Raw genomic sequence first — 21,766 nt, 5'->3', positions numbered from 1 at the left:
CTCATCGTCCGGCCCCCCGCAGACAATTCGGATAACGCATCTGCATGGCGATCACCGACATGAGATGCAAAATGGCGGGATAGTAGTTCTCGTTGGCGCGCGGACGCAGGAAATCCTCCGGCGCCGGCGCGCCATTGACAGCGCAAAGCGTCAACGCCGCGATCGAGGCGTAGCCGCTTTCGTTCATGCCCTGCGACCGGCCGCTCCTGGCGTCCACGACGCCCGTGCCCTTGCCCCCTGGCGACCACAGCTTCACAAACGGCGCGTAGTCAGCCCGGTCGCCAAGACCGGCCCAGGCCATGTAGAGCGGAATGCGGATGGCGTTATAGCCAAAGTTCTGCGGAAACCCCTCTGCCGGCCTGAGGGTCGCGCCCCTGGCCGACATCCACTCCGTCGGCAACTGCGCCGGGCCAAACCGTCCCTTGGCCAGCAGCTCCATGCCCGAGCGGCTCAGGCCCGCCCAGTCGATCTCCGGCGCGACCAGATACAGGCGCGGGAAAGCCGGAAACACCCAGTAGGACACGTTCACCACCGGACCATCGGGGCGTTGCTCAGCCCCGAAACCGAAGATGGACGGCAGCAGCAGGGCGCCCCAGCGGGTCTTGAACAGCACCGTCTTGCGCCCGACCTCAACCGCGATGCGGCGCGCTTCCACCCGGTAGGCGACGTTGTTCCACAGCTCCCCCGCCTCGGCGAGCGCCCACGCCACGAGAATATCGCCGTCCGTGGCGTTGTTCATGTCGCCCACGCCAGGGCGCTTGTCGGGGTCCCAGCGCCAGGCCAGCAGCTTGTCGTCGCGCACCATGAGATTGGCGCGGGTCCAGCCCCAGATGCGCTCAAAGCCTTCCCGGTCATTGGCGGCGACTGCGGCGAGCATGCCGTAGCCCTGCCCTTCACTGTGGCTGATCATGCCGTTGGCGGTGTCGACCACGCGCCCCTGATCGGTGACGAAACGGGCCTTGAAAGCCGCCCAGACCTCCGGCGTCTTCAGCGCGCCGCCCAGTGGAATGGCGCGGGTATCCAGGCGCAACTCCGGCAGCTCCCCCGTCGCCTGGCCGTTTCCGGCCTGCCCTGGAGCCGGTTGCGCCTGAACCTGCTGGCCCGGTGGGTGACGGTTTGGCGCATCCGGCGCCGGGGCCTGCGCCCGCGCCGCGCCACAAGCCATGACCATCGCGCCGGCGCCGGCCAGCAGGGCTTGAAACAGACGCCCGTCTTTCAGGCGGCGTGATCGCGGGCCGATGCTCTTCACTGCTTCCGTCCAATGTTACGCAACAACCACGTGGTCGTGCCGCCAAGAAATATGGCGACGAGCAGGGACGACACCACGTAGACGCTCGGATTATGCGACAGCCAGCTTGCCGCCACCAGCCGCGCGTTCACAACTGAAAACACGGTCGTCGGCATAAAATACGTTTCGCGCGGCGCAATGGTCGTCACCTCTCCGGAGGCAGCGTCGAGCAAGGTTTTCTGGCCATTGACCTGCGACCAGACCAGCGGATCCGTCAAACAGGCGGTGGCGTCGAACAGATCCGCGCCGTTGGGGGCTGTCACCAGGGTCAGGGCGGCGGACTGGCCGCCCCTGAGCACGCTCTGGGCCATCATCAGGGAGGTCGGCGCCGGCACCTGGATGGTCTGCCGCTTGCCGCTGGCGTCCTGCACCAGCGATTTCGCGCCGCTGGCCATGCCGGACCCCAGGGAAACGATATTGTTGAACAGTCCCCGCACCTGGGCCAGCAGGCTGGTGCGGCCATAGATGTTCTCATTCCATTGCGCCAGCACATCGCGCTCGGGCAGCGCCGTCGTGTCCAGGCCAGGTTTGCCGGCCTCCGCCCCCGGCGTTTCCTGACGCGGCGTGACGACGCCGGTGTCGCTGACCTTCGGCATCATGCAATAGCCAGGCAGGTTCCGGGTCAGCGCCGTGCGCTGACGCGCCAGCTGCGCATAGGCCGACAGCCCCGCCGGATCGGCGGGCGCAGGGTTCTGCCGGTTGGCCCAGGCCGACTTCAGCGCGGCCGCATCGACGCCGACGGCCGCGAGCGTGGCGTCGGAAAGGGCGCCCGCCGGAGCGACGACGAGCGTTGACTGGGTGCTGTCGGCGGGCGGCGTCACCGTCACGTCCAGATCGACCACCCTGTCAGCCGCCAGCGCCATCTGCGCGGCGAGCGTCGCAGCGGCGCCCACGGCGCTCCTGTCCGGCGAGGGCAGGAAGAGTTGCGTGCGCTCCCCCAGCGTTAACGGAAACGCGGCCGACGCATACAGCGCCAGATTGGGCATGTCCGCCACGCGCGCCAGGGTCGGGATGATCAGCTCGCTGGTGTCGAGCAGCAGGAACCGCTTCGGCGCGCCAATGGCGGCGACCGGATCACAGGCCTTGTCAGCGGGCGACGGCACGCGCGCCAGGATCTCCACCCGGTTGAAGCCGGGCTTCAGGCGCCCGAGCGGGAACGGAATTTCGTTGCTGCGGAAGACTTCGCCATCGCGGCGCGACAGCACGGTGGTGGCGGCGTCGCGGCCGTTGACGCTGATGGAAATCTGCGGTTCGGGGCCCAGGCCGGCCACATAACCGCCATCGAGCCGCAACCGCACCTTGGCGTAGTCCGACGTGTAGAAATCCGGCGGCAGCACCAGATCGAACCCGACCCGGAACAGCCGGCCATTGAACTCGACGCTGGGGATGTTGAGCTGGCGCAGCGATATGCGTCCGGCCCCCGAAACGCGCAGGCCCCGGTAGTTCGCCAGCGCGGCCAGGCCCGAGGGCGAACCGCGCGCCTCCTCGGGCCGCGCCAGACTCTCCAGCGCCGCGTCCAGGTCCTGACTGGTCTGGCCGGTCACCACCAGCATCGGCCGGCGGCCGGCGCCCGCCGGCAGCAGCGCCACCCGCGGCCCGGTGACCGCGCCCAGCCCCTCGACGCCAGGTTGACGGGCAATGTCCTTATAGACGCCGACCAGAAGGTTCAAGCCGGCGTCGCCCTGGGCCGCCGGCCCCATGTCGACCACCGGTTGCAGGAAGCGCGCGCGCAACGCCACCCCCTGCACCGCCTTCATGATCTGGTCCATGCTGCCGATGGTCGTGCGCCCCGGGATTACCGCGCGCACCGGAAAGGCGCCGAAGCTGTCCGGCGCCAGCGACGCGATGTCCTGTGCGTCGCGCACCCGCGCTGGCGCGCCGGACACCAGCAGCCCGGTATTGGCCGCGTCGATCTGCGTCCACAGCTCATAGGTGGCGCCCAGCGAGCAGTCGACGCGATGGCGCATGTCCGCCGTCAGGCGGATGGAGTTCCAGCCCGGACGCATCAGGTCTGGCGGAATGTCGAACACCACGTAACGCGTGCCGCTGGGCGCCTGCAGATTGGTCTGGCCCAGCGCCACGTCGTTGACGAGCAATGTCAGCACGGAGGCTTCCGGCATCACGGAAATCGCCGTCAGGTAGCTGACGCGGAACCTGAGGCGGGAGCGGGCGTCGCTGTCGGTCAGATAGACCGGCCACTCGGTGGCGTCGATCTCGCCGCGCAACCGGTAGCCATGCAGATTGACGGGCATGCGGCGCAATTCCACGCCCGCCTCGCGTAGCGCCTCGCCATCCTGGCCCGGCGCGCTCTGCACATTGGGGGTTGGGCGGCCGTCATCCGTCGCCGAGCCGCGCGGCAGGAACGACCGGATGCGCTGGGGCAAACCGCCGGGCGGGGCGCCAAACACCATGCGCCTGCCCTGCAACATGGGGCTTGGCGCGGCCGCCCCCCCAGGCTGGGAGGGCGCAGCCTGCTCCGGCGGGGACTGCGACGGTTGGCCGGGCGCGGCCTGACGTTCCTGCGGAACAACCGGCGGGGCCGCCTCCTGGGGGGCAATGCTCCGGGCGCCCGACTGCAGGGCGCCGGCGGCGTCCAGCAATCCCTGGGCGCGCAGGTCCGTCGCCAGCGGCGCCAGGGCGGCGAGGGCGAGGATCGGCGCGGCCAGCCGCATGAACCGCCAGATACGGAAGGGAGCCGGGCGCTTCGCTGACACGGTCGCCACCTCCATCATCGCGCGGCCAGGACAGAGGCCGGATCAGGCGCGAGACCTGGCGGCAACCGCTGCCCTTCGTCGCGCGGGCCAATGGGTTGGGGCGCGCCCGCTGGCTCGGCCGCCGCTGGCTGCTGGCGCGTTTTCAGGGCATAGCTCAGGGCGCGGACCGGGCCCGTGACGCCCCATTTCATCATCAGGCCGGTGCCGCGGATGATGTCCATATGCTTGCGCCGGCTTTCCAGCCACCGGCTCAGGGCCTCGCGCTGCCCATACATGAGATCGGCCAGCACGGCGTAGTGACGCGGCTCCAGCGGGCCGAACGGAACCAGCCATCCGCCCTGGTCGCCCTCACGGTACTGGCGGGAGAAAACCACCGGCAGGCTGTCCCGGGCGGGCATCGCCCCCACGGGCTGGATCAGCAGCCGCCCGGCCAGCTCCCCGGCCGGCAGATCACGCGGGGCCTCGGCCATCAACCGCAGGACGCAATCGGCGCTCGACACATTGTCGATCATCACCGGTATCTTGTGACCGCCGACCATCAGCACGCCGCGACGTTCGATGTCCAGCGACGGCTGGCGCGCGGCGGACCGGCGCTCGGCCACGGCGCCAAGGCAGGCGCCGGCGATCATGAGGTTGAGGGCGTTCCACAATCCCACGATGATCATCGCCGCCGAGACGCCCGGCTCGGTGAAGAACCGGTAGGTGACCACCACCATGGCCAGCAGTAATACGCCGAACAGCACGAAGAATGGCCAGGCCAGCTCGGACAGGTGATCGTCGAAGGAAACGTCGTTCTTCGCCGTCACATTGAAGCTCGGCTTGCGCGGGTTCATGAGCACCGCGCCGATCGCCCGCACCAGGAACATGCCCTGGAGCGTCTCATACATCTCCGACACCCACGGCCAGCGCACCCGGCCATAGAGGTAGTTCTGCAACATCAGCGACGCGATCATGTAAGTAAACGTGAATGCGATCGATTCATCGACCGTGGCGACGAAAATACGCAGGTCGAAGAAGATGTAGAGCAGCGGAATGAACAGGAAGATCAGGCGCGGAACCGGGAAAAACCAGAAACTCATGCTCGACAGATAGGACACCCGCTGCATGAACGACAGCCCGCGCTTGAAGGCCGGGTTCTTCAGCATCAGGATCTGGAACATGCCCTGGCACCAGCGCGTGCGCTGGCCGATGAATGAGGCGAAGGTGTCCGGTTGCAGCCCGGCCACCATGGGCTTGTCCACGTACACGCTGTGCCAGCCGCGCGAATGCAGCTCGAACGCCGTTTCGCAATCCTCGGTGATCGTCACGCCGTGGAAGCCGCCCGCGGTTTCGAGCGCCTCGCGCCGCAGCACGGCGGCCGAGCCGCAGAAGAAGGCGGCGTTCCACTTGTCGAGGCCACGCTGCGTGACCGAATAGAACATCTCGTTCTCGCTGGGCATGTGCCCGAAGGTGCCCAGGTTCTTCTCGACGGGATCGGGATTGAGAAACACGTGCGGCGTCTGCACGAGGAACAGCTTCGGGTCCTCGACGAAATAGCCAACCGTTTCCTGCAGGAACTCGCGGAACGGCACGTGGTCGGCGTCGAGCACAAGGATGAGGTCGCCGGACGAGTGTTGCAGGCCGTTGTTCATGTTGCCGGCCTTGGCGCGCTCGTTGCGCTCGCGCGTCAGATAGCGGACGCCCAGCTCGGCGCACAGGGTTTGCAGGGTGGCGCGCCGCTGGCGGGCGGCCAGCGCCTTCTCCGGGTCCCGGTCGCCGCACTTCTGGTCGGTGCCGCCGTCGTCAAGAAGCCACACGTTCAGCTTGCCCTCGGGATAGTCCATGGCCCGCGCCGCCGACAGGGTCAGCGCCAGCATCGCCGGATCCTCGTTATAGGACGGCACGAACACGTCGACGCTGGGCGCCTCACTGTCGGCGCCGCGCCGCGCCCGCGGGCGCTTGAGCGGGTCCGCGTTGATCACCAGGGTCATGGCGAGGAAGAAAACGCAGTACAGCTCGCCCATCAGCAGGATCAGACCCGCCGCGAAACCCGGCGCGTCCGTGGCGGGCGGCAGCGTGTTGGTGATGCGCCAGAAGGCGTAGCGGATGACCAGCAGCGTGCCGAGGGCGAGGAAAATCTGGCGTGACAGAAACCCCGTCATGAACAGCCAGACAGCAAGCATGCCAAAGATGACGGCCAGCCCCAGAACCAGCTGGATCGGCACGCCCACCGGCAGGGTCAGGAAGACAAAGGTGACGAGGCCCAGGGCAATCCAGGCAAGCCATCTGAGCGCTGCGACCATTTCCTGCCCCCCTCCCGCCACGACTGGCGGCTCACGGAGAATTACAAAAATGTGAAGTGCAGCAAATTATCGCAGATTGCAACAGGAGATAGCGCCGCAACGCGTCATCTGCGCCTTGCCGCCCATATGGCGAGCAGCTCACGCCCAGGCCCCCCGCGCGCCCTCAGAAGGTCACGCGCGAGTCAACCAGGACGTAGCCGCCCGGACCGCGCCGGCTGTCGCGCACATATCCGCCCGATATGCCGAACTGGAAGCGGCCAAAAGTGAGCCCGCTGATATGCGCGCCGATCCGCCACTGCTTGTAGAAATCATCGCCGAGCATGGAAAATTCGGGGCCGATGAAGGTGCGGTCGTACAGGGCGTAGCCCGCCTTGAAGCGGGTATAATAGGCGTTGGCGTGCGTGGAGTATGAACCATAGGCCGACACCATCGTGTAGGGGGTCGGGTTGGCGTACAGTTCGCCGACCACCCGCAGGCCATAGCCATGGCCGCGCGTGCCATTGCTGGGGTCCACCGGGTCCAGCTTGATGTTCTGGTAATTGAACCCGATGTAGGCCGCGACATGGATGTCGGGCTCGGCCCATTCATAACCCACCAGCGCGGAGCCGGACTGCTGGTTGCCGATGATCTTGGTGTCGTCGCTGCGGTATTCGAACGAGCCGACCTGCCCTTCCACGCGGGCGCGCCAGCCGGACGTCTGGTCGAGGTCGCCGGTCAGGGCCGCTGTCACCGACGTGTTGGCGAATATGGAATTGCTGGTGGTGGCCGTCACCGAGGTGTCGATCGCGATGATCGATCCGGGCGGGTGGGCGCTGCCACCGGAACCATATCCGGACGTCCAGTCCGCCGCCTGGGCCGCGCCAGCCAGGGTCGTCAGGGCCACCGTCGCGCCGGCCAGACGCAGGACGCGCCGGACCGCGGGAACAAGACAACGCGCGTGATCGACCTTGCCGGATATCATCTGCCTGCTTCCCGTCTGGAAAACCCGGCAGATACGCGCCAGGCCGAACGTTACGCCAATGGGTGCCCGGGATTAGTTAACTGGCCGTTAAGGTTAAGACGAATTTTCACGATTTCGTGAACGAAACACAGCCGGTTCCACACAGTTTCAACGAAAAAACCCGCTCGCCATTCCTGCGAGCGGGTTGTTGCGATCTGCATGGCGACCGGCAAATCTGCCGGACAGTCCCCGGGCGAGGCCAAACGCCCCCTTTCCGCGCGCCGGCCCGCTGTCCGCCGAATCAGCTCCGCAAGCGGCGGAGAGCGGCAATCTGGCGCCAGCGGCGGAAGCATTCTGGCTGTGGCGTTGACGGGAGGGGCCTTCGATCAGGGGCGCAGGTTCACTGCCCCGATACCCGGAGGGTGAAAAAGCCAGCATGTCGGCAGGACGCCGGGCGCCTGGCCCGCAACGCTCCGGACAACAAAAAAGGCGACCCGAAACGGATCGCCTGCGCCTGACGCCGCCTGGACGGCAAAACCGGTCCAGGAATTAGCGGCGACGGAAGCCGCCGCGCTGTGGCGGGCGCCCGCCGGGGCCGCCGGGGCGCTCGTCCTTGTGACGGTAAACCAGGCGGGCCTTGTCCAGATCGTAAGGCGACATCTCGACGGTGACCCGATCACCGGCCAGCGTCTTGATGCGGTTGCGCTTCATGCGCCCCGCCGTATAGGCGATCACCTCATGGCCCCCTTCCAGCTGGACGCGGAAACGCGCGTCCGGCAGGATCTCGGTCACGAGACCGTCAAATTCGATCAGTTCTTCCTTGGCCATACAGTCTCTTCTCGCATCATGCGGGGAATCCCCCGCCCCTGCATCCGCCCGGAAACGGCCTGCCAGCGCATGCAGGTGAATTACAGATCAACGCAATGGACGGCGGGACAGGCAAAAGCCCGGCGACGTCAGCCCGAGGCGTGGAGCGGGCGCGCAGGGACGCCCGATTGCTTGCCCGCCTATATGGCGCAGATCGCCAACAATATAAAGTGCCTGAGCAATCCGCAGTATCAAATATTTACGGGAGGCGCGCAGAATAGCAGGCCATCGCCGGCAGGAAGGCGCGCCAGACCGGCGGGCGCTTTGGCCACGCGCTCCCTCGGGCGCCCAATAGAGACCGCAGGGCAGACGCCCGCCGCCCGGGTATGCGCCATTTCCCGCCGGACGCGCCGCTCCTGAAATCCATCAGACGGCCCGCATGTATCCCGCGCCCCCGAGAATTCCGCGTCGCCGGCCAAAAAGACCAGCGCCGGCGCGCTGCCGCGTCAGAATTCAGCCCGGCCAGCGCCACCTGACCCAGCGCCATTTGGCGCGCCACGACCACAAGGCCACAAACATGCCGGCCGCGCGCGACTGGCGCATTTGACAGTTTTGGCGCGCTCGCGCTGCACCCAGTCAGGGACGAAAACGCCAGAGGGGTATGACAGCAATCAACGGGCGGACGCGATCATCACGCTGGAAAGCGCCGCGACCCGACGCGCAAAGGCCAAACCTGAAATACCCTGGTCAAGGCGCGCCCGCGCCCGCACCGGAGTAGCTAACGCCAATCCGCCGCGCCATCCCCGCGAGTTTCGCGCGCGCCACCGCGCGCCTGCACGCAGACAGACCAAATACGCGCCGCCCCGAAACGCCCCCGCCATCCACGGAAGGAAACAGCCCCCCCCTGCGGAAACGCCCCTTGCGCCGGGATACTCCGGGCGCCCGGGAAGGCCCGCCTGCCAGGGACAGGGAAAGACTACGGCCAGGAAGGACCGCTGCGCGCAGCTGCAATCGCGCCGGCGCTTTCGCGACAGGGAAATACGCTCAGCGCCCCCCTGCGCGAAAGCGGCCCCGGCAGCACTCAGGCAGGCTGCAAACTTCCGGCCGCCTGCTTGCCGGTGCGCCGGTCAATCTCAACCTCAAAACCAACCTTTTGCCCCTCAATCAGCCCGCGCATGCCCGCCCGCTCAAGCGCCGTCGCATGCACAAATACATCCTTGCCGCCAGTATCAGGCTGAATAAACCCGTAACCCTTCTGCTCGTTGTACCATTTGACAGTGCCAGTCTGCATGGGTCGTCCTTTCGATCCATATGCAGGTCAACAGCTTTCAGGACACGCAGCTATCGGCCGCAACCGGAAAACCGACCCACACTGCATCTTGTCGCCAATTTTCGTCGCCATCACGCTGGACGACACCTAATCAATAGCAAGCAAAAACACCTGGTTCAAGAACTATTTCTGTAATCACCTTACAAATACTTCCTTCGTTCAAGTACATGACGCCCCGCGCCATCCGGGCGCCGCAACCGGGCGGCCCGGCGCGCCCTGCGGCGGCCATTCTGGCGGGCGCGACCGATGCGCCCGCTGTTGTTGCGGGGCGCGACCCATCTTGCTAGAGGCTGTCGGACGGCCTGAACCATTGCCGGACGTCCGCCGTCCAGGTCCGGCCCATTGCCGCCGCAGGGAGCAGACGCATGAAGTTTCGCAAGACCATGGCGCTGGCCTTCGCCGCGCTTGCGCTTTCGGGGCCGGCGGCTACGGCGGGGGAAGCCCAGCTTTCCGGCGAGGTTCGCATTGGCGAACTGAACTCCTATTCAACCCTGCCGTCATTCACGGAGCCGTACCGCAAGGGCTGGAGCCTGGCCGTCGAAGAGATCAACGCCACCGGCGGCGTCAATGGCAAGAAGCTCACCGTGATCTCCCGCGACGACGGCGGCAAGCCGGCCGAGGCGCTCACCGTCGCCAACGAACTGCTTTCGCGTGAGAAGGCGGACATGCTGGTCGGCGCCTTTTTCTCCAATGTCGGCCTCGCCCTCAGCGATTTCGCGAAGCAGAAGAAAATCGTCTATCTCGCCGCCGAGCCGCTGACCGACGCCATGGTCTGGTCGAACGGCAACCCCTATACCTTCCGCCTGCGCGCCTCCAATTACATGCAGGCCCGCATGCTGGCCGAGGAAGCGGCGAAATTGCCGGCGAAGCGCTGGGCGGTGATCGCGCCCAATTACGAATATGGCCAGTCGGCCGTCGCCGTATTCAAAAAGCTGCTGTCAGAAAAGCGCCCGGATATCGAGTGGGTCGCCGAGCAATGGCCGCCCCAGGGCAAGATCGACGCCGGCCCGGTCGCCCAGGCCATCGCCGCGGCGAAGCCGGACGCCATCCTGAACGTCATGTTCGGCCCGGATCTGGTCAAGCTGGTGCGCGAGGGCAACGCCCGCGGCCTGTTCCGGGATCGCGCCGTGGTCAGCTTCCTCACCGGCGAGCCGGAGTATCTTGATCCGCTCAAGGACGAGGCGCCCGTCGGCTGGATCGTCACCGGCTATCCCTGGTATGACATCAAGACGCCGGAGCACGCGGCGTTCCTGAAGGCCTATCAGGCGCGCTTCAACGATTATCCGCGCCTTGGCTCGATCATTGGCTACAGCGCCATGCACGCCGCCGCAGCCATGCTGCGCAAGGCCGGCTCGACCGACGCCGACAAGCTGATTGAAGCCGGGCGCGGCCTGTCGCTGACCACGCCGTTCGGACCGATCACCTTCCGCCCCGCCGATCACCAGTCGACCATGGGCGCTTTCGTCGGCGTCACCGGCGTGCGCGACGGCAAGGGCGTGATGATGAACCCGGCCTATCGCAAGGGCGAGGACTACCTGCCGTCCGAAGCCGAGGCCGCCAAAATGCGTCCGGCGGGCAACTGAGACGCGCCATGGCCGCAGCCGCCCGGTCTGGCCGCGCAGCCAGCTTTTTCGCCAATGGATGACGCGCGGGACTGGCTGACGCATTGCCTTGAGGCAACGCGGCGTCCACCCTGCCCGGAACCATGCCCGTGGATTGGAGCGTGACAGTGGCCTGGCGGACATGAGTTTCTGGATCGCCCAGTTCCTGACCGGCCTTGCCAGCGCGGCGTCGCTGTTTCTCGTCGCCTCGGGCCTGTCGATCATTTTCGGCGTCACGCGCGTGGTCAATTTCGCCCATGGCGCCTTTTACATGATCGGCGCCTATGTGGCCTGGTCGCTCACCGAGCGCCTCGCCGGCGCTTTTGGCTGGTGGGGGGGCGTGCTGCTCGCCGCCGCCGCGGTGGCGGCGCTGGGCGCCCTCGCCGAAATCCTCGTGCTGCGGCGCATCTACCAGGCGCCAGAGCTGTTCCAGCTGCTCGCCACCTTCGGCCTCACCCTCATCGCCGCCGACCTGGTGGTGATGCTGTGGGGGCCGGACGAACTGGTGGGGCGCCGCGCGCCCGGCCTCACCGGCTCCATCGCCCTGTTCGACCAGATGATCCCGGCGTGGGACCTGTTCCTCATCGTTCTGGGCCCCGTGGCGCTCGGCCTGTTGTGGCTGCTGTTCAACCGCACCCGCTTTGGCGTGCTGGTGCGCGCCGCAACCCAGGATCGCGAGATGGCGGCGGCGCTCGGCGTCAATGAGAAATGGCTGTTCACCGGCGTGTTCGCTCTTGGCGTATTTCTCGCCGCATTGGCCGGCGCGCTGCAATTGCCGCGCGAATCCGTCAACCATCACATGGATCTGCGCATTATCGTCGACGCCTTCGTCGTGGTGGTTATCGGCGGCCTCGGCAGCATCACCGGCGCTTTCATCGCCGCCCTTCTGGTGGCGCAGCTCAACGCCTTCGGCATCCTGCTGTTTCCGAAAATTTCCCTGGTCATCATCTTCCTGGTGATGGCGGCCGTGCTGGCCGTGCGCCCCTGGGGCCTGCTGGGGCGTCCCGACGTCGCCCAGCGCCCGCCCGCCGCCACGTCGGCGCGTCCCTGGCGGCCGCTCGGCGCCGCCGGACGCCTCGCCATGGCGGCGCTGGCGCTCGCCGCGATGGCGCTGCCCTTCATCAGCGGCGAATATCTGGTCATCGCCGCCACCGAAACGCTGATCTTCGCCATTCTGGCGGTCAGCCTGCACATGCTGCTGTCCGTCGCCGGCGTCGCTTCTTTTGGCCATGCGGCGTTCTTCGGTCTTGGGGCCTATGGCGTGGCGCTGGCCGTGAAAGGACTGGGCCTTGGCATGGGCGCGGCGCTGGCCCTGGCGCCGCTGGCCGGGCTCGTCGGCGCCGGCCTGTTCGCGCTGGCGGCGGCGCGCCTGTCCGGCGTTTACCTGGCGATGCTCACCCTGGCTTTCGCGCAGATCCTCTGGTCCATCGCCTTCCAGTGGGTCGAGGTCACCGGCGGCGACAATGGCGTGCTGGGCCTGTGGCCGACCGGCTTCGCGGCGCAGCCCGCCGGCTTTTACTGGCTCACGCTGGGCGTCGCCGTGCTGGTTATCGGCGCCAGCCGGGTCATCATGTTCTCCCCCTTTGGCTATGGCTTGCGCGGCGTGCGCGATGAGGCGCGCCGGGCCGCCAGCATCGGCGTCCGCCCGGGCCTGATGCGCTGGTGCGCCTTCGCCATCGCCGGCACCGGCGCGGCCGTGGCGGGCGCCCTGTTTGCTTTTCTGAAAGGCAGCGTGTTTCCCGATACGCTGGCCATTCCGGTTTCTGTCGATTCCCTCGCCATGGTGTTGCTCGGCGGCGTGCAGACCACGCTGGGGCCGCTAGTCGGGGCCGTCGCCTACAAGGCGCTGTCGATCTGGCTGCTCAGCCAGACGCAATGGTCGAAGCTGGCGCTCGGCCTGGTGATCCTCGCCGTGGTGCTGGCCTTTCCGCGCGGCCTCGTCGGCGTCGTCAACCAGTGGCGCGATCGCTGGGCGAAACGGCCGCCTGGTTCTGGAGAGCATCCATGAGCGCGCCTCCCCTGCTCACGGCGACCGGCCTCGCCAGGGCCTGGGGCGGCGTGCGCGCCGTGGACGACGTCAGCTTCTCGGTCGCCGCCGGCGAGATCGTGGCGCTGATTGGTCCCAACGGCGCCGGCAAGAGCACCTGCTTCAATCTCATCAACGGCCAGTTGCAGCCGGACGCCGGGCGCGTGCTGCTCTCCGGTCGCGACATCACCGGCGCCGGTCCAGCGCGCGCCTTTCGCGCCGGCGTCGGCCGCACCTTCCAGATCGCCGCCACCTTCGCCTCCATGACCGTGCGCGAGAACGTGCAGACGGCGCTCGCCGCCGGACGCGGCCAGATCATGCGCCCCTGGGGCGCTGGCCGGAACGTCGCCCGCGATGACGCCATGCGCCTGCTGGCGCTGTCCGGCATGGCCGCCCAGGCGGAGCGGCCGGCGGCGGAGCTGGCCTATGGCGACGTCAAGCGGCTGGAGCTGGCCATCGCCCTCGCCGGCGCGCCGCGCCTGCTGCTGATGGACGAGCCCACCGCCGGCATGGCCCCGGCCGATCGCGCCGATCTGATGCGCACGGCGGTCGCCGTCGCCAGGAAGCAAAACATCGGCGTGCTGTTCACCGAGCACGACATGGATGCGGTTTTCGCCCACGCCGACCGGATACTGGTGCTGGATCGCGGCCGCCTGATCGCCAGCGGCGCGCCGGCGGACGTGCGCGACAATGCGGCGGTGCGCGCGGCCTATCTGGGCGACGGCGTGCTGTTCGCCGCCACCAGCGGCCCTCATCCGGGCGATCCCAAGTCTTCATGACAGTATTTTTTTGATATAACTGTAATGACCCAGTGTTCCGGGAAGCCCTCTCCGCTTCTCTTCGATGAATATCAAGGAAGCATGCATGGCCGCACAACAAATGCCATCCGGTTCGCCGGTCGCCAGCGAACCGGATGCGGATGGGCTGCGCGTCGACGGGCTCAACGCCTGGTATGGCCAGGCCCAGATCCTGCATGGCGTGAGCCTTGACGTCGGGCCGGGAGAAATCATCGCCCTGCTGGGCCGCAACGGCGCCGGCAAGACCACGACCCTGCGCGCCATCATGGGCCTGGTCCGGCGCAGCGCCCGCCAGCTGGCCTTTCGCGGCGCGGACATTGGCCCAATGCCGCCCTTCGCCATCGCCAGGCGCGGTCTGGGCTATGTGCCGGAGGACCGGCGCATCTTCACCGACCTGACCGTGGACGAAAACCTGGAAGCCGGCCGGCAACCGCCCCGGCCCGGCGCGCCGCAATGGACGCCGGAGCGGCTGTTCGAGCTGTTTCCCAATCTCGGCCGCATGCGCGGGCGCCCCGGCGGCGCCATGAGCGGCGGCGAGCAGCAGATGCTGGCCATCGCCCGCACGCTGATGGGCAACCCATACATGGTGTTGCTCGACGAACCGGCGGAGGGGCTCGCCCCGCGCCTCGTCGAGGACATGGCGGCGGCGCTGCTGACCCTGAAACGCGAGGGCCTCAGCCTGCTGGTGGCCGAGCAGAACCTGAATTTCGCCCGTCTCCTGGCCGACCGGGCGCACGTGCTCGCCGGCGGCGCAACCCACTTTTCGGGAACCATGGCCGAACTGGACGCCGATCCCGCCGTCCGCGACGCGCTGCTGGCGGTGTGACCGGCGGGCCCCGCCGGAAGCAGGGCGCCGTCTGGCGGCTGGCAAAGCGGTGAAGCGACGCCCCACTCACGATGTCGCCATGGTGAAATACGCCTGCCTGGCTCTGCCTGGCGCTGACGGCGCCGGCGACACGATCGCCTCATGCGCCGCCCATGTTTTATCCCACGCGCCAAACAGGGTAGCCTGACCCGGCGCAGGGCCAGATGCAGCCGGCGCCGGTCGGGACCCTGCTCCTCCGGCCGCGCATGCCGTGCTGGCCTGCGCCTGGTCGGACGCTGCGGACGGTTGGGCGCTGCAGGCGGTTTTCTGCGGCTGGCAGTTGGAGAGTGTTTTGACGGGTAACCTGACAGACATGCCGCCGGTCCCGGACGGCCACGCGGCGCCGGCGAACTGGATCCGGGAACTGGCGCGCATGCAGCCCGCACGCTGGCCGGTCGGGTTGTCGATCCGCGCCGCGATCACCATCGGCGCGCCCTTCATCGTCGGCGTGGCGACGGATTCCACCAGCGACTGCATGTGGATCGCCATGGGGGCGCTGATGCTTGCCTCTGGCGAGCGTCGCGCGCCCTACAGAACGATCTTCAGGCAGGTTCTGATATCCGCGCCCATCGGCGCCGCCGGCTATCTGGCTGGCTACCTGGGCGCGCTGCCCTGGGCCGCCGTTGTCGTCGCGATGATGCTCGTTGGTTTTTTGGCCGGGATCGTCAGCAGCTATGGCCAGGCTTTCTCGGCTGGCGCCCTTCAGGTCCTGCTCACCGCCGGCATCGCCATCGGCATTCCGGCCATAGATCCATTCTGGCGCTGCTCCCTGATGTTTCTTGGCGGCGCCGCCGCCTACGCCTGCCTGCTGGGCGTGGAGGCGCTGCTGGCGCGTCGCCAGCGCCAGCGCCATATCCTGGCGGATCTGATCAACGCCGCCGCCAGGCTGGCCCGCGCCCGCGCCGCGCCCGCGCCGGAGGCGGAGATCGAGGCGGCGCGGCGCGCTGTCACCGATGGGCTGGGCGCCGCGTATGAGGCGCTGATCGACAGCAATGGCCTGTCCAGCGGCGCTGCCGGCGAACCTGCCGCCCATGGCGCGATCCTGCAGGCCGTCGACCAGCTGTTCACCGTCATATTGTCCAGCGACAGCCCCGAGGCGCTGAACGCCGCCGCGGGCCAGCTTGCCGACCTGGCCGCGGCCATGGCAAGCGGGAGGCCGTCGCCGCCCGCCATCGGCTCCGGCGCGCCGGCCGGCCCGCTTTTGGGCGCGGTGGCGGCGTTGCAGGCCGCGTGGCAGGCCGCGGGCGCGGGCGGCCAGAACGCCGCCGCCCCTGGCGGCGCGCCCGCCAACGCCACGGCCGGGCGGCGCTTCACCGTCAGCGTGATCCTCGACCGTCTGGCCTGCGGGCGGGAAACGGTCATGTCCGCCCTCGCCCTGGCGCTTTGCCTTGGCCTCGCCTACGCCACACGCTGGTTCAATGACGCCAGCCACTGGTACTGGGTTCCGCTGACCGTCGGCATTGTCATGAAGCCTGACTTCGGCTCCGTGTTCACCCGCGCGGTGTTGCGCGGCGTCGGCACCGTCGGCGGCGTGTTGATCGGCGCCGCCGCCCTGATTTTCATTCCCAAGGGTCTGCTGCTGGCGCTGCTGACGGTCGTCCTCGCCGCGACGCTACCCTGGGCCAAGCAGCGTTCTTACGCGGTGCAAACCGTCGTGCTGACGCCGCTGGTCCTCATTCTCATCGACCTTGCCCACCCTGGCCTGAAGAACATTGACTATGGCCTCCAGCGGGTGGTCGACACGCTCATTGGCTCCGCCATCGTCCTGGCCTTCGGCTATTTCCCCTGGCGCAGGGGCCAGCAGCGGCAGGTGGCGCACGCCTTCCATGCGGCGCGCGCCGGCATCGCCGACTGCCTGCGCGCCACCATTTCGGCGCAGGGCCGCCAGCAGGCGGTTGTGGCCCGCCGGCGCCGGGCTGCCTACGGGGCGCTTTCCAACCTGCGGGTCCAGCTCCAGCGCTCCATGGCCGAGCCGCCGCCGGCCGGCCGCGAAGCGGCGGCGTGGCTGCCGCTGGTCGCCTGCGCCGAGCGGATCTGCGACGGCATCACCATCTGGTCCACCCGGGAGCCGGCGCCGCTGGCCGATGGCGACGCGCGCACGGTCGCGCGCCTTGCCGACGCCATCGACGGCCAGGTCAGCCCGGCCGACGCCGCCCGGCTGACATCGACCGATCCCGGGGTCGCGGCGCTGGTTGCCGGCGTCGCCGCCGAGCTGGGGCGCCTTGACCGGCTGACAGAAGTGAAAAACGCGCCAGCGGCGTCGGGACCGGCGGCTCCCGCCAGGCCGGAGGTTCCCAGGCAGGAATTTCCAAGACCGGAATTTCCAGGGCCGGAGTTTCCAGGGCCGGAGTTTCCCCCGGCCGGCAAAGCAGGGTAGAAAAAATTTTCGCCGCCCTGCCCTGAAGCAGAATGGATTCGTTCTATTTCACAGCCCATGCGCCAATTTAAAATCTTTTCCCACACGTGATCGGGAAATTATTGAGCAGCGCGGCTTGCCTGTGTTACCCCTCCTGCTCCGCCATGGGCCTGGACGTTCCGGGCGTGGCGACGCGGCCCGTGTCCGCCAGTTCGTGGATGAAAGATGAGCAATTTCTATACGGAAAAAGTCCTTGCCGTTCGCCACTGGAACGACACGCTGTTCAGCTTCCGCACCACCCGGAACGACGGCCTGCGCTTCCGCAATGGCGAATTCATCATGATCGGCCTGCCGGTGAACGGAAAGCCGCTGCTGCGCGCCTATTCCATCGCCAGCGCCAATTATGACCCGGAGCTCGAATTCTATTCCATCAAGGTTCAGGATGGCCCGCTCACCTCGCGCCTCCAGCACCTGAAGGAAGGCGACGAGATCATCGTCGGCCGCAAGCCGACTGGCACGCTCGTGCTCGACAATCTGGAAAACGGCCGCAACCTGTACCTGCTCAGCACCGGCACCGGCCTCGCGCCGTTCGCCGGCCTGATTCGCGATCCGGAGATTTACGGCCGCTACGACAGGGTGATTCTCACCCACGGCTGCCGCTTCGTTTCCGAGCTGGCCTACGGCGAAAAGCTGGTGCAATCCGTGCTGGAGGATGAATTCCTCGGCGAGGACGCCCGCGAGAAGCTGCTGTACTACCCCACGGTGACCCGCGAAGCCTTCCGCAACACCGGCCGACTCACCGAGCTGATGCAGAGCGGCAAGCTGTACGACGACCTTGGCCTCGCCCCGCTCTCGGCGGAGGAAGACCGCGCCATGATCTGCGGCAGCCCGCACATGCTCGCCGACCTGAAGACGATGCTGCTGGAGGCAGGCTTCGTGGAGGGCAACCACGGCGAGGCCGGCCAGTTCGTGGTCGAGAAGGCGTTCGTGGAGAAGTGAAGGATACCGGGGCGCGCCTGGCGCGGCCGCGGAACGGAGAACAAAAACGCCAGCCCGTCGGGCTGGCGTTCTGTTTTTCAGGCCTGCCCAGAACACCTTGGTCAGGACACCCTGGTCAGGAAATCTTGCCCAAGACACCTGGCTCAGGAGGCCAGCGCCGCCAGCATCCTTGCCTTCGCCGCAGCGTATTGCGCGGCGATTTCGTCCACCAGCGCCGCAACCGGCTCCACCCGGCTGACGCCGGAAACCGAATGACCGGCGCTGCGGATGTCCACCCAGCGCTTCGGGCCGGGCGCCTGCGAGCCGCCGCCAAACATCTGTTTCGCTGTCTGGGCGCTGACCTGTTCGTCGAGCCGTTCCGGATCGAGCCCGGCGGCCACGATGGACGGGCGCAGCATGTTGGTCTGCAGGCCGGTGAAAGCCTTCGTCAGCACCACGTCGTCCATGGAGGACGACACCAGCATCTGCTTGTAGGCGTCCGCCGCCATGCTTTCATGCGTGGCGATGAAGCGGGTGCCCATATAGGCAAGGTCGCAGCCCAGCGCCTCCGCCGCCAGCAGCGAGGCGCCGTCGGTGACGCCGCCGGCCAGCACGACCGGTCCGTCGAACATGGCCCGCACCGCCCGCACGAAGGCGAAACCGTTCATCCAGCCGGTCTGGCCGCCGGCGCCGGCGGTCAGCAGCACCAGGCCATCGGCCCCCGCCTCCAGCGCCTTCTCCGCATGCTTCACCGTCGCCACGTCAGCCAGCACCAGCGCGCCGATGTCGTGCAGCGGCTTCACCACAGCCGCTGGCGAACCAACGCTGGTGATGACCATTTCCACGCGGTTGCGCACCAGGCAGGCCAGATCGTCCTGCATGCGCGGCTGGCGGATAATGAGGTTGGGGCACCAGGGCGCGTAAGCAGCCCCGCCCGCGGCAGAGCGCGCGGCGATGTCCTGGAGCCACTGGTCCAGCTCCTCCACCGTGCGGGCGTTGGCGGTGGGGAATGAGCCCACCACGCCGCTGCGGCAGGCGGCGACCACCAGGTCCGGCCCCGAAACGCGCAGCATCGGCGCTGCGATGACCGGCAGACGCAGCCGGCCACGAATCTTGCTGTCGAGCATTCCGTTATCCCACCATGCGCTGCTGGCCGGCCCAGTAGCGGGCGCGCAGCACTTTCTTGTCGACCTTGCCCACGGGGGTCACCGGCAACGCGTCGATGAACTCCACCGACTTGGGCGCCTGGGTCGAGCCTTTCTTCTGTTTCACGAGGGCGATCAGTTCTTCGTCACTCACATCGCCGCCGGCCTTGCGCACCACCAGCGCCTTCACCGCCTCGCCCCACTTGGCGTCCGGCACGCCAATCACCGCCGCCATGGCGACGGCGGGATGGCTGGTGAGGGCGTCCTCCACCTCGCGCGGATAAACGTTGAAGCCGCCGGTGACAATCATGTCCTTCATGCGGTCGACGATGTACAGATAGCCGCGCTCGTCAGCCCGGGCCACGTCGCCCGTGTGCAGCCAGCCGTGACGGAACACCTCTTCCGTCTGCTCCGGACGCTTCCAGTAACGGCCCATCACCTGCGGCGCGCGCACGCAGATTTCGCCCGCCTCGCCCGGGGCCACGCGCTCGCCGTCCTCGTTGAGCAGCGCCACGTCGCAGTTGGAGAGCGGGAAGCCGCAGGAGGCGAACAGTTCCGACCGCGCCGGGTCGTGATCGGCCTTGCGCAGCACCGACACCGGGTAGCACTCGGACTGGCCGTAGAGCTGCGAGAACACTGGACCGATGCGCTCCAGCCCCTCCACCAGCCGGGTCGGCGACATGGGCGAGGCGCCGTAAAGCAGCAGCTCCAGCGACGACAGATCGGTTTTGGCCAGCGCCGGATGATCGAGTAGCACATAGATCATCGTCGGCACCAGCAGGGTGAAGTTGATGCGCTGGCGTTCGATGGTCTGTAGCACCCGCTCCGGGTCAAAGCTCTTCATCAGCGTCACCGAGCCGCCGCGCATCAGCGTCGGCATCACCTTGGTGCCGGCCACGTGGCTGATGGGCGCGACCGCCAGGTAATGGGGCGTATCCGGCAGTTCGAAATCGGCGAGGATGGCCGGGCTGATGGCGGCGGCGCTGCGGTGGTCGCGCCAGACGCCCTTGGACTTGCCGGTGGTGCCACCGGTGTAGCCGATGACGCAGGCGTCGTCCGGGCGGGCCAGATCGCGCGGCGTGGTCGCGCCGGTCGCCGCGGCGGCGGCCATCAGGTCAACGCCGTAGTCAGCCTTGCCGATGGTCAGCACATGGCGCACGCCGCTGGCCTTCTGCGCCAGATCGGCGCCGCGCGCCGCGTAGGTTTCCGCGTCCACCACCAGCACCTGGATCTCCGCGTCGGCCAGCTGGTCCAGATGGTCCTCCAGCGAACCGAGCGGATGCAGCGGCGTGGTGCACAGGGCGGACGCCTGCGCCGCCTGGGTGAGGCACCAAGTTTCCCAGCGGTTGGAGGTGAGCGCCGCGACGCCGGCGCCGCGCGGCAGCCCCAGCCCGGCCAGCACCGCCTGCATCCGTCCCAGCATGTCGATGACATGGGCGTAGGAGATGGCGCCCGCGTCGGTGACAAAGGCGGTGCGGTCGGGATACCGCCCCAGCGCGCGCAGGATCTGGGCGCCGATGGTGGGCTGCGCGTTCAGGTAGCTCATGCGTTTCTTCCCGGAAGAGATTGTTTCATCGTTGATGCTGTTGAGGCCTTTTTCGCCCGGCGGCGCGCCTGGGGCAATGTGAATTTTGCCCGCGCGCCCGGCTTGTCCTCCGGCGCGGAAGCAACGACGTTACCAGACAAAGAGGAAGCGTCATGATCAAGCAGCTCAATCGCATCGATATCGCCGTGACCGATCTGCCCGGGGCCTGCGCCGCGTACGCCGACCTGTTCGGCGTGGCGCCGCACGCGCGCGCCGCTGACAGCGCCAGGTTCCGCCTCGCCAACACCGACGTGTTGTTGCAGGCCGCCGGCGCCATCCTCCCGCATTCTGGCGGAGAAGGACTTTGCGGCATGGCGTTTGGCGTGGACGACCTGGAGCGCGCCGCCAGGCTGCTGGACAATCGCGGCGTGGCCTGGACCCGGGAGAGCGGGCCGGACGGGCCGCGCCTGCGCCTCGACAGCGCCGCCAGCCACGGCGCGCCAGTGACGCTGGAGCCGGTTCCGGCCCGCGACACGCGTCGTGAGGCTGAAACCGGGCTTACCGGCGCGGGCGCCGTCGTCGGCGTCGACCATCTGGTGCTGCGTTCGGCCAATCCCACCCGCGCCATGGCCTTCTGGGGCGCGCGGATGGGTCTGAGCCTGCGCTTCGACCGCACGTTCCCGCAGATGGGCGCGCGCGTCACCCTGTTCCGCTGCGGCGACATGAAGATCGAGGTCGCAAGCCGCGAGGACCCGGCAAAGGCGGAGCAGGACGATGAGCTGTGGGGCGTCTCCTGGCGCGCCGCCGACATCGCCGGCCTGCACGCCCGCCTCGCCGGCGGCTTCGATCTGTCCGAGGTGCGGCGCGGCCTGGAGCCGGGCACGGCGGTGTTCACCATCCGCAACCGCACCCATGGCGTGGCGACCATCGCCATCGGCGCGCGCCAGCTTGAGGCGTGAGGCCAGGCGGCGCGCTGACGCGGCGCCGGGGCCGCGGGCCGGGCCTTGCTTGTGGCCGCCAGGCCGGGCGTTGCCGGGCGCCCTGGCGCAAACGTCGCTGTTCCGGGACCGCCGGCGCGATTGTCAAGCAAGTGTTAGATAGATATAGAACCT

Annotated in this window: 15 protein-coding genes; 7 read left to right on the top strand and 8 right to left on the bottom strand. The window is 67.9% G+C overall.

The window, feature by feature from the left end:
• Position 1 precedes the first annotated feature (1 nt).
• The 6 genes from EV666_RS01215 to EV666_RS01190 form a co-directional block, all read right to left on the bottom strand.
• Complete coding sequence (locus tag EV666_RS01215; protein WP_245514135.1) at positions 2-1,249, bottom strand: family 8 glycosyl hydrolase; 1,248 nt, start codon at positions 1,247-1,249, stop codon at positions 2-4.
• Complete coding sequence (locus tag EV666_RS01210; RefSeq protein ID WP_165909857.1) at positions 1,246-4,002, bottom strand: cellulose biosynthesis cyclic di-GMP-binding regulatory protein BcsB; 2,757 nt, start codon at positions 4,000-4,002, stop codon at positions 1,246-1,248. The genes EV666_RS01215 and EV666_RS01210 overlap by 4 nt, the downstream gene beginning before the upstream one ends.
• Before the next feature lie 14 nt (positions 4,003-4,016).
• Positions 4,017-6,284 (bottom strand): UDP-forming cellulose synthase catalytic subunit, encoded by a 2,268-nt coding sequence (gene bcsA, locus EV666_RS01205; RefSeq protein ID WP_132001791.1) that lies wholly within the window; start codon positions 6,282-6,284, stop codon positions 4,017-4,019.
• Positions 6,285-6,447: 163 nt separating this feature from the next.
• Complete coding sequence (gene bcsS, locus EV666_RS01200) at positions 6,448-7,245, bottom strand: cellulose biosynthesis protein BcsS (RefSeq protein WP_132001788.1); 798 nt, start codon at positions 7,243-7,245, stop codon at positions 6,448-6,450.
• A 528-nt stretch (positions 7,246-7,773) separates the two neighbouring features.
• Complete coding sequence (infA, locus tag EV666_RS01195) at positions 7,774-8,052, bottom strand: translation initiation factor IF-1 (protein WP_132001785.1); 279 nt, start codon at positions 8,050-8,052, stop codon at positions 7,774-7,776.
• A gap of 1,060 nt (positions 8,053-9,112) precedes the next feature.
• Entirely contained in the window at positions 9,113-9,322 is a 210-nt protein-coding gene (locus EV666_RS01190) for a cold-shock protein (RefSeq protein ID WP_132001782.1), read from the bottom strand.
• A gap of 404 nt (positions 9,323-9,726) precedes the next feature.
• On the opposite strand from EV666_RS01190, the gene EV666_RS01185 reads away from it, so the two are divergent.
• From EV666_RS01185 to EV666_RS01160, 6 genes are all read left to right on the top strand, one after another.
• Positions 9,727-10,944: an ABC transporter substrate-binding protein gene (locus tag EV666_RS01185; RefSeq protein WP_245514134.1), complete on the top strand. Its 1,218-nt coding sequence runs from the start codon at positions 9,727-9,729 to the stop codon at positions 10,942-10,944.
• Positions 10,945-11,104: 160 nt separating this feature from the next.
• Positions 11,105-12,970, top strand: a complete 1,866-nt coding sequence (locus tag EV666_RS01180; RefSeq protein ID WP_132001779.1) for an ABC transporter permease — start codon at positions 11,105-11,107, stop codon at positions 12,968-12,970.
• Positions 12,967-13,767 carry an ABC transporter ATP-binding protein gene (locus EV666_RS01175; RefSeq protein ID WP_132001776.1) on the top strand — a complete coding sequence of 267 codons (801 nt, stop codon included), beginning with the start codon at positions 12,967-12,969 and terminating at the stop codon, positions 13,765-13,767. Before EV666_RS01180 ends, EV666_RS01175 begins: the two co-directional genes overlap by 4 nt.
• Before the next feature lie 85 nt (positions 13,768-13,852).
• Complete coding sequence (locus EV666_RS01170; RefSeq protein ID WP_132001773.1) at positions 13,853-14,611, top strand: ABC transporter ATP-binding protein; 759 nt, start codon at positions 13,853-13,855, stop codon at positions 14,609-14,611.
• A 331-nt stretch (positions 14,612-14,942) separates the two neighbouring features.
• Positions 14,943-17,027 (top strand): FUSC family protein, encoded by a 2,085-nt coding sequence (locus EV666_RS01165; RefSeq protein ID WP_132001770.1) that lies wholly within the window; start codon positions 14,943-14,945, stop codon positions 17,025-17,027.
• 204 nt (positions 17,028-17,231) lie between these two features.
• Positions 17,232-18,005, top strand: a complete 774-nt coding sequence (locus EV666_RS01160; protein ID WP_132001767.1) for a ferredoxin--NADP reductase — start codon at positions 17,232-17,234, stop codon at positions 18,003-18,005.
• A gap of 143 nt (positions 18,006-18,148) precedes the next feature.
• Here the strand turns inward: EV666_RS01160 and EV666_RS01155 are convergent, their stop codons facing one another.
• Together EV666_RS01155 and EV666_RS01150 are read right to left on the bottom strand one after the other, a co-directional pair.
• Entirely contained in the window at positions 18,149-19,111 is a 963-nt protein-coding gene (locus EV666_RS01155; protein ID WP_245514133.1) for an NAD(P)H-dependent flavin oxidoreductase, read from the bottom strand.
• A gap of 4 nt (positions 19,112-19,115) precedes the next feature.
• A complete protein-coding gene (locus EV666_RS01150; RefSeq protein WP_132001764.1) occupies positions 19,116-20,675 on the bottom strand; it encodes an AMP-binding protein in 1,560 nt (519 codons plus the stop codon).
• A 152-nt stretch (positions 20,676-20,827) separates the two neighbouring features.
• Here EV666_RS01150 and EV666_RS01145 point away from each other — a divergent pair, with 152 nt between their 5' ends.
• Positions 20,828-21,613: a VOC family protein gene (locus tag EV666_RS01145; RefSeq protein ID WP_132001761.1), complete on the top strand. Its 786-nt coding sequence runs from the start codon at positions 20,828-20,830 to the stop codon at positions 21,611-21,613.
• The last annotated feature ends 153 nt before the right edge of the window (positions 21,614-21,766 follow it).

Origin of the sequence: Camelimonas lactis (genome assembly GCF_004342915.1) — a bacterium.
Classification (GTDB): Bacteria; Pseudomonadota; Alphaproteobacteria; order Rhizobiales; family Beijerinckiaceae; genus Camelimonas; species Camelimonas lactis.
Note: the sequence above shows the minus strand (reverse complement) of the source record. Positions and strands in the feature narration are given on the sequence as shown.

Excerpts from the sequence above, each read along its gene's own strand:
- bcsA (WP_132001791.1), bottom strand. The coding sequence starts at position 6,284 with ATGGTCGCAGCGCTCAGATGGCTTGCCTGGATTGCCCTGGGCCTCGTC.
- bcsS (WP_132001788.1), bottom strand. The coding sequence starts at position 7,245 with ATGATATCCGGCAAGGTCGATCACGCGCGTTGTCTTGTTCCCGCGGTC.
- infA (WP_132001785.1), bottom strand. The coding sequence starts at position 8,052 with ATGGCCAAGGAAGAACTGATCGAATTTGACGGTCTCGTGACCGAGATC.
- EV666_RS01190 (WP_132001782.1), bottom strand. The coding sequence starts at position 9,322 with ATGCAGACTGGCACTGTCAAATGGTACAACGAGCAGAAGGGTTACGGG.
- EV666_RS01185 (WP_245514134.1), top strand. The coding sequence starts at position 9,727 with ATGAAGTTTCGCAAGACCATGGCGCTGGCCTTCGCCGCGCTTGCGCTT.
- EV666_RS01180 (WP_132001779.1), top strand. The coding sequence starts at position 11,105 with ATGAGTTTCTGGATCGCCCAGTTCCTGACCGGCCTTGCCAGCGCGGCG.
- EV666_RS01175 (WP_132001776.1), top strand. The coding sequence starts at position 12,967 with ATGAGCGCGCCTCCCCTGCTCACGGCGACCGGCCTCGCCAGGGCCTGG.
- EV666_RS01170 (WP_132001773.1), top strand. The coding sequence starts at position 13,853 with ATGGCCGCACAACAAATGCCATCCGGTTCGCCGGTCGCCAGCGAACCG.
- EV666_RS01160 (WP_132001767.1), top strand. The coding sequence starts at position 17,232 with ATGAGCAATTTCTATACGGAAAAAGTCCTTGCCGTTCGCCACTGGAAC.
- EV666_RS01155 (WP_245514133.1), bottom strand. The coding sequence starts at position 19,111 with ATGCTCGACAGCAAGATTCGTGGCCGGCTGCGTCTGCCGGTCATCGCA.
- EV666_RS01150 (WP_132001764.1), bottom strand. The coding sequence starts at position 20,675 with ATGAGCTACCTGAACGCGCAGCCCACCATCGGCGCCCAGATCCTGCGC.
- EV666_RS01145 (WP_132001761.1), top strand. The coding sequence starts at position 20,828 with ATGATCAAGCAGCTCAATCGCATCGATATCGCCGTGACCGATCTGCCC.